Annotated in this window: 6 protein-coding genes; 2 read left to right on the top strand and 4 right to left on the bottom strand. The window is 55.9% G+C overall.

From position 1 onward, the window contains the following. Positions 1–181 precede the first annotated feature (181 nt). Positions 182–1,789, top strand: a complete 1,608-nt coding sequence (locus HMPREF2565_RS00325) for a cation:proton antiporter family protein (protein ID WP_070516225.1) — start codon at positions 182–184, stop codon at positions 1,787–1,789. A 77-nt stretch (positions 1,790–1,866) separates the two neighbouring features. Here HMPREF2565_RS00325 and HMPREF2565_RS00320 read toward each other — a convergent pair whose 3' ends face one another. From HMPREF2565_RS00320 to HMPREF2565_RS00310, 3 genes are all read right to left on the bottom strand, one after another. Then, the gene (locus HMPREF2565_RS00320) at positions 1,867–3,369 is read right to left on the bottom strand and encodes a collagen-like protein (RefSeq protein WP_049154976.1); all 1,503 of its coding nucleotides are present in this window, start codon (positions 3,367–3,369) and stop codon (positions 1,867–1,869) included. Positions 3,370–3,736: 367 nt separating this feature from the next. Continuing rightward, on the bottom strand, positions 3,737–5,146 hold the full coding sequence (locus tag HMPREF2565_RS00315) for a TetR/AcrR family transcriptional regulator (RefSeq protein ID WP_049154974.1): 1,410 nt from the start codon (positions 5,144–5,146) through the stop codon (positions 3,737–3,739). Positions 5,147–5,396: 250 nt separating this feature from the next. Continuing rightward, on the bottom strand, positions 5,397–5,603 hold the full coding sequence (locus HMPREF2565_RS00310; protein WP_070510775.1) for an antitoxin: 207 nt from the start codon (positions 5,601–5,603) through the stop codon (positions 5,397–5,399). A gap of 480 nt (positions 5,604–6,083) precedes the next feature. On the opposite strand from HMPREF2565_RS00310, the gene HMPREF2565_RS00305 reads away from it, so the two are divergent. After that, entirely contained in the window at positions 6,084–7,385 is a 1,302-nt protein-coding gene (locus HMPREF2565_RS00305; RefSeq protein ID WP_084738693.1) for a site-specific DNA-methyltransferase, read from the top strand. Positions 7,386–7,395: 10 nt separating this feature from the next. On the opposite strand, the gene HMPREF2565_RS00300 is transcribed toward HMPREF2565_RS00305, so the two are convergent. After that, a complete protein-coding gene (locus HMPREF2565_RS00300) occupies positions 7,396–8,385 on the bottom strand; it encodes a CE1 family esterase (protein WP_082254485.1) in 990 nt (329 codons plus the stop codon). Positions 8,386–8,440: the final 55 nt, after the last annotated feature.

The following is an 8,440-nucleotide window of genomic DNA, read 5'->3' as shown; positions in this document are numbered from 1 at the left end:
GCTACGCACCCCAAAACCGGAAGAGCCGGTAAATAGAGTTCAAATAATTCAATTTTTTAGCGCTTATTTACCGTGAACGACATGTATCGCCAAGCAAGGCCACTCCATGTTTCTCACCCTCATGGGGTAGATAGTGTTTCAAACTCTGGCCAAAGCTCGGGTTAGGGCACTATTACAATCCATGGAATTGTTATTGATCTACCTCGCAGTGGTGTTTGGCTGCGGCCTCGTTGCGTGGGCGGTGCGATTGCCGCCTCTCATCGGGTTTCTCGTCGCTGGCTTCGCGCTCAATGCCGGGGGTATCGAGCACGTTGAAGCGTTAGATCTTTTCGCCGACATCGGTGTTACGCTGATGCTTTTTGCAATCGGGTTGCGCCTCGATCTGAGGGCCTTGACCGACAAGGCTGTCTGGCTTACCGCCACCGCCCACGTGCTCGTGATGACCCTCCTCGGCATGGGTTTTATCACGGCTCTCGGCGCACTCGGCGCATTCGGTCCGACCAGTTTTTCGATAGCGGTCAACGTCGCCCTCGTGCTGAGTTTTTCCAGCACCATCGTGGTCGTCAAAATCTTGCAAGACCGCGGCGATGAACAAGCCCTCTACGGCAATATCTGCATCGGCGTCCTCATCATGCAGGACATCATCGCTGTCGTCTTCATGAGCATCCTACGGGGAGAGCCGCCAAGCTTAGCGGCCGTGTTGCTTGTCCTCATCGTCCCGCTGCTAGCGCTGACTACTCGCCGCTGGTACAAGCTCGGGCACGGTGAGCTGGGCGCGCTCTTTGGCATCGTCATGGCGCTGCTGCCTGGTTATGCTCTCTTCGAGTGGGTCGGCCTCTCCGGAAGCCTCGGCGCGCTCATCATGGGCGTGGTGCTCTCCCGCTCCCCTGGCGCAGAACAGCTCAGCCATTCACTGTTTACCCTCAAAGAACTGCTGCTGGTTGGCTTTTTCGTCAACATCGGTTTCCTGGGCCTACCAACGTGGCACAACATCGTCGACGCCGGGTTGCTCCTGCTGCTTTTGCCCATCCAGGGCCTCGCTTACTGGGCAATCCTGTGGATGTTGGGACTGCGCAACCGCACTTCTGTCCTTGCTTCCCTGTTGCTGGCGAATTACTCTGAGTTCGCCCTTATCATTGCCGCTGTGGGAGTACAGGACGGCTGGCTCAACCAGCGCTGGCTGCTGTCACTCGTGCTCGCTGTTTCGTTGAGCTTTGTCATCTCGGCAATCCTCAACCCACAAAACGTCTCGCGAGCTACACACCTAGCCAAGCGACTGCCGGCCCGCCCACCGCACAAGATTCACCCGGAGGATCGCCCCATCGAGCTTGGCGACGCCCATGCGCTCGTCCTCGGCGTAGGACGGCTCGGCCTTTCCTGTTACAAGGAGCTCGTCGACGTCTACGGCGCCAATGTTTTGGGAGTGGAACACGATCCAGCACGAGTTCGCCATCTCCAAGAGAGTGGCTACAACGTCGTGGAGGGCGATGCAACAGATATCGACTTCTGGGAGCGCGTCAAGGACAGCCACCAGATCGATATGATTATGCTCGCCATGCCGGCCCAGCACGCGAACGTAGACGCCGTCAAGGAAATCTACGCTTCCCGCATCAATACCGAAGAATGCACCATCAGTTCGGTGGCCATGTACCGTGAAGACGTCGAGGACCTGCAGGAGCTCGGGCTCAGTGTCGTTGTGCACTTGCAGGACGGTGCCGGCGAATCCCTAGCGGAGCGAACTTTTACGGAGAATCAGCTACGGCACTTGCGCAACGAGGGCGAGCTTTAGAAAACGTCCTCCGCGGCATCCAGCCCGCTCCCTGCTGAGACCGGCTCCTGTGTCCGGACTCAGCGTCCAATGGGAGCTTAGCTGTTAGCACGCCACGGGATCCCCTCCTTGGGCAGGTAGCCCAAGAGGTAGAGGTAATCCATCGCGCCCAGAATAGAAACGACGAGACCGCCACCGAGGATAGCTGCGAGGAATGTGTAGCCAGCCATGGAGGAGGAATCGACGTCCTTTCCGTCTTGACCGTCTTTGCCATCCTTCCCGTCAGCGCCGTCGCGGCCATTTAGACCGTTAAGACCGTCGCGCCCGTCCTGGCCATCGACGCCATCGCGGCCGGGTGCGCCCGGTGCACCGTTGGCACCGTCGCGGCCATCCTTGCCGTCGATACCATCCTTACCGTCTTTTCCATCGCGGCCTGGTTCACCGTCCTTACCGTCTTTGCCGTCCTGAGCCTCAGCACCGTCGGTGGTAGAAGTCGAGGGTTCGGTCGTCGTAGGCGTCTCAGACTCCGATTCCTCGGGCTCGGTGGTCTCAGAAGGGCTCGGCGTTACTGAGCTAGACGGCTCAGAAGACGCGGGGGATTCTGAAGGCTCAGTGGTATTAGACGTCGAAGGAGAAGCGGGCTTGTCGTTGCTTACCTTCTTGCCATTGAGCATATCCGCACACTTCTGACCAGCTGGTGCATTGATTTCTGCGAGCGCGGAGGCAGAAGCCGAAATATCTGAGAGAGTAGACTCAATTTCCTTTCGCTGGGTCTTGCTCAACTTCAAATCCTTGGCTGCGCTGGCGCCTGGGAAGAGACCTGCGATGGTGACAGCGGCATTGAAGATCTTCAGAACGGTGGCCACACCATTGCCAAAAGCACCATCAGCAAATTTGATGAGACCAGAAACGGTCTTCTTAGCGGCATCTGGATTCTTTAGATCCACCTCTGCATCAGCGTTATTAATCTTGGCGATGGCTATACCTTGCGCGCGTGCGAGATCCCAGGTGACGTCCTTGTCTGCCTCACCATCACGAACAAGTTTGGCAATTCCCTCCCAAGAGCTTGCGCCAATCTTCTTGATGAAGTCAGAAGGCACAAGTTCACCGACGACTGGGATTACTTCCCACACGGTCTGGAGCAGCTTGTTTCCACCGTCGTAGAAAGCCCGTGCAAGGTCCAGCTTGCGCTCGAGAATCTCGCCTTCTTTGCCTGGGACATCGGTGATCTCACACACCAATTTGCCGTTCTTCTCCACGACCTTGATAGTGGCGTCAGCCGTCGATGCCTCGGCGGTTTTCAGCTCATCAAGTGTCGTTGGCTTGCCGTTTTCCGCGCCGTAGAAGCCAAAGTCGTTGCCCCGGGATTCACGGTCCAACTCCTCAATGATGTTGTCGCCAGCGTTGTTTGAATCAATCAGGTTGCCGTCTTCGTCGAAGGCGGTGCCATTGACGTCGACAGTGTCAGCGCCGGACTGTTCGTGGACAAAGGCGGTTTCGCTCGGCTCCTCAACGGCGAAAGCCTGCGGGGCGACGATAACGGAAGAAAAGGTTGCTACGGCCACTGCGGTGGCAACGATGCGAGAGTGTAGGGAACGCATGCGAAGTCTTTCTTGCAAGTTGATGAGCACACACTTAACACAGTGAGCTAAGTGCTTAAGGTTCGGACGTGGTCACCATACAACCGTCGAAATATATTTTCTACATTTGAGTAACTATTCGTTACCCCCGTTTGGAAACCCCCAGTTCAGCATCAGTGCAGTTCACAGCGTCAACATCGTTGACAATACGATTATCTTACCCCCATCACCAACGGGTAACTTGCGGATAGACGCCGAGTTTAGCCGCCGACACCCCGGCCCTCCCCAGGTGCCAATAGAAAGAACTACCCGCTTTCTCATTAAGAAAGCGGGTAGAGAAACGGCGACGATGACGCGCCAAGAGGCAATCCTCAGTTACGTTGCTGCATTAGTCAGTCGTTCCACTAAGACTGCGCATGATGCCACCAAATTCAATGTCCATGTAGTGAGTGAGAATCTCGAAAATATAGTCTGAATCAAATCCACGCAAGGGACCCTTGGTACTCAGCATGGCTAGACCATGAGCGCCCGCCCACACGGAAATTACCAAGGTGAAAAGAACCCACGGGGTGCGCGGCCCGTCAACTTCATCGATTGCCTCACGCATGAGAGACATAATGAAGCCAAAAGCCCGTCCAAATTCGCTAAAGTCACGTTGGAGCTCAACCGCTTTGTTCGCGTTCGGCAAAAAGTCGTCCTCGAAGGACATGGGAACAATCGGCCCGGACGCGATCTTGATGAGAGCTTCAAAGCCCTTCGGATCAGCCAGCGCATGCGAGACGTAGCCGTACCCGGTGGCCTTAATCTTGGACATTACTTTAGCGTCTTCCGGAAGCGCAGCTACCTGCCGGAAAATGAACTCATAGTTGACCTTGTCCAAATACCGCTCAAGGAAGCTGGCCAGCTCTTGATCGCTTTCAATCAGATGCTCAGCTTCCTGCACACTAAGGCCCGCCCGCTTCGCAGCACCACCGATATGAAGACCGGTAACGCCGTGGTCAAGCGCCTCCTCAATAGCACCACGCAGCAACGCCGTACGCTGTTCATCCTCGGTTCCCCGTGGGTAATCCTTGGCCTTTGCTACCAACGCTTCCGGCTGCTCTCCCACCAAGCCATAAGGAATAGTGCGCTCGACGCGCTCTCCCCTAAAGAATGGGTAGAGGCCGACGCTCAGGGTGTCCATAACAGCGCCGAATGTCTGTTTTTTCGCTGCCGGCGACAGGTAACGCAGGATTCCTTCAGCTGCCAGTTGCGTCACGCCGTGTAGGTGGGAAAAAATCGACAGCGCCGACAACAAAGTCCCATCAACATCGGGATCCACTCCGCCAGATTCCTTGATAGCCTCCTCGGTCAACTCAAAAAGAATCTGCATGATAGGACATTTTTCGACATCCCCATCAGGATTAACAAAGTCCTCTGCGGTAACGCCTACCCGAGGAGTAGCGTGAACCGCAGAAAATGCCGCAAAGGCAGAAGGATCCTCCACTGCGAAGGAGAAATACGCCAGCGCCGTGGCGCGAAGCTTATCCACGGCCGTCGCATTCTCAGGCAAACGCTGGAGATGCAGATCAACGAGTGAGGTAAGCGCCTCGTTCAGGGTGCGCTTGGTTTCCTTTACAAGCTCAGCTTCAGAGGCAAAGAGCTCTTGGGCTTCCGCTAGCGGAACATCCACTTGATCGGCCACCTCCCGGAGGCGCACCTCATCAATGCCCGCTTTGGCAATAACACGGCCGGCCTGCTCAATAAGGAGCTGGCGCGAGGGTTGGTTACCTTGTTCCACACCTACTGAAGTAATCACAGAATTCAGCTTACCTAGGAAACAATCACTTTTAGGCCCATAAACAAAGGATAGGAATATGCACAGGTTTTCTTAAGCTTTCGCCCGCACTGTAAGACAATCCACCCCGTCACCCCAAATTCAAAGTATACGTTGCTGTAAAACTTATACAGTCCCGCCCGCTATGCGGACGGGACCCCTGAGCGTTCAGGCTACGTGTCGCACAATGCCGGAACCTTGATGTGGCTCGGAACCAAGCGCGACAATCGCTTTACTTCTGCTCATCCCCCTGAGGAGCCTCAGCGCCCTGGTTGCCAATGCGCTCATCGAGCTGGTCGCGAGCGGAGTCAATCTTATCCGCCTTATCCTCGCCCAGCTTGCCCTTAGCAAGATCTGCACCCTTATCCAGTGCGCTATCCGAAATCTGCTCGCCCTTATCGGAGTTCAGAGCATCCTTTGCCTTGTCAAAAATACCCATTACTTTGTTCCTTCCTTAAGTAAATGCTGTCCTAACAGTGGTGACCCTCACGGCCCGAGTGTGCCGGATACTGCGCAATGCCAGCGACAGTGGGAGGCGTTAGCCGACTCCCCGAGCGACAAGCACGCGCACCATGGTCGGCACATTCAAGCTGAGCGCCATCACGTCACCCCACCGTACCGACTCGCCGTGCTCTTCGCCACAAACGTTATAAATCGTTATACATCTAGAGCACGAGTTAAAGGAAGACTTTCACACACTGAAAGTTCTCAGAATCGCTCTTAAAGTCTACCCCCTCCGGTTACCCCTTTTCGTTCAACAACTTGGTGCGTGCCGCCACTCTCTCATTTGTGAACCCTTGTACTCTGGGACACAATTCACATGTGCTCATTCTTGCCGCGTCGCGCGGCACGTACTGCACAACGTCATTGACCGCTCACTTACCTTTAAAGATCGAAGTCGAAACCTCGGCGCACCACAATGCCTTCCTTTCATTCTCATTCCGCACACCAATCCGCTGCCCGGCACTCTGAAGAGCTGTCTTCCTCTGAGCTACACATTCCTTCAGTCCCACAAGGCGGATCAGTTTTTGGCCTTGTGTGGCCGGGTAAGGAACAGGCTGCGGCGCAGGCCACGAAGAAGGCCACTCGGACAAGAACACTGATGAGCGGTCCTCATTCGGCCCCCAACAGCGTGACGGTGGCGGATAATCTCGACGCCTTAAAGGATTTCATTGCACAGGGGATGCGAGCGGACATCATCTACATTGATCCGCCCTATAACACCGGCAAAGATTTTGTCTACCGCGATAATTTCCGCCAACGCCGAGAAATGCGCTCAGAGCACTTTGGGCAGTGGCATGCCGACTGGCTTTCTATGATGTTGCCACGCTTGATCCTGGCTCGTGAGGTGCTCGCCGATACCGGCTTTATCATCGTGTCTATCGGTGAGTCAGAAAGCGCTCACCTGCGCCTACTACTCAACGAGGTTTTCGGTGAGGACTGCTTCGCCGGGCAATTCATTTGGAAGAAGGGCGGGACCGGCAAGAATGATTCCAAATATGCGGTTCTCGAGCACGAGTACATCCTTTGCTATGCCAAGTCACCTTCAAATGCCGGATTCAACCTGGACTTGGAAGCGCACACTTCAACCCGCTATAACCACAGCGATGAGAAAGGGAATTATTCACTCGTGCGGTTGGATTCTAAGACCTTGGGATACTTACCAAGCCTCGACTTTCCCATCGTTGGCCCCAATGGCCACGAATATTGGCCGCACCAGCCGGAGGGCAAGTCGGGCGTCGCGCGGTGGCGTTGGGGTAAAGACAAGGTCGCTGAGCATTATGAGGAGCTGGTCTTTCGGCGCGGCTTTGTCTACACCAAGAACTACGAAAAGAAGGGTGCGCGTCCCCGTTCCGTTCTCGATGGGGAACGTTTTGGGGTCACTCGAACAGGCCGTCGTGACGCCGAAGAAGCACTTGGTGTCACGGGAGTCTTCGACTTCCCCAAACCTGTGCGCCTCATCAAGCATCTACTGTCCATCACCGGCGGCACGGACGCGGTAGTCCTTGATTTCTTTGCAGGCTCAGGAACCACTGCCCAAGCCGTCGTTGAGCTCAACCGCGAGGATAACGGTCAACGCTCATTCCACTTGGTCCAAATACCCCACCCCACCGAGCCGTCTAGTGCCGCGCGCCACGCGGGTTTTGACACGGTCGCGGATATCTGTCTAGCGCGGGTTCGCTCCCTCGATACTCCTTGTGCGCATTTCACCTTGAGGTGATAGCCCGGCTCTAGGCCACATTATGCTCTTCTGTGCCTTCGGGCCTGCCAGGGATTCCGAAGAAATCTAGCACCGCATCGGTGGCGAAGCCTTCTCCCACCTCAATTTTCGTAGAGTTGTTACCACCCGGCCACACGTGCGATCCCCCCTCAATGCGGATGTGCTGAAGCGGAGCCTGGCACCCGGTCCACGTCTCTCTGGTCGCACCGTTTGTGAGGCGTACCGACTCGACGTCGCCGCGGCACTTGTTGCGTTTCTGATGCTGCCCGAGCACCTCTGCAACGGAAGAATAAGCCGTGCCATGACGCACACCGCCTTCATAGTTGACCACGGGATCCTTAGTTCCGTGAATGTCCAAACGGCCTACCGGTCGATCAGAACAGTCCGTATGGATTCCTTCGTAGTATGCAGCTGACACGGTAGCTACTGAACGAAAAGTCCCTGGCATCCGGCACGCCAAGAAGGCCGCAAACCCTCCGCCATTAGACAATCCAGCCGCGAAAATGGCATTGTCGTCCACCTCATAAGTGGCCCGCAGGCTATCCACGATGGTGCGCACAAAGTCGAGGTCTTCTTCCGCGCTCGTCACTGCGTAAGGTGCTGGGGCCCACGCCGCCTTCTCCCCAGCAGGGTAAGCCACGATGGCATCAGCAGCATCAAACTGGCTGTACTTCTCCATATTTTCAGGCGAATCCGTATACCCGTGGAAAGAAAGCAGCACCGGCCACGCGCGCTCCGGGGTGTAATTCTCAGGCACGTGAAGTAGGAAACTGCGCCCAGAGGCTAGCTTCATCTTCTTTGTGTGCCCCGGCTCAGGGCCGACGAGCATGGGCGCTACCGGGATACCGAGATCATTTGTCCATGCTGCTTCAGGTGTCGGGGATGTCGGGGCTTCCTGGGATGTTCCACACGACGCCAACGCTAGCGCGCAGACAGCGCTGGCCGCTAGACCGACGAGCGTGTGCACTGGGCGCGGCCATGCTGTAGACGTTTTACCCATTGTTCCCCCTCAACACTCTCACTTCTGCGCGCCAATAAATCCTCGTCCACCTTAA

The organism is Corynebacterium sp. HMSC072A04 (genome assembly GCF_001809235.1).
Lineage (GTDB): Bacteria > Actinomycetota > Actinomycetes > Mycobacteriales > Mycobacteriaceae > Corynebacterium > Corynebacterium hiratae.
Note: the sequence above shows the minus strand (reverse complement) of the source record. Positions and strands in the feature narration are given on the sequence as shown.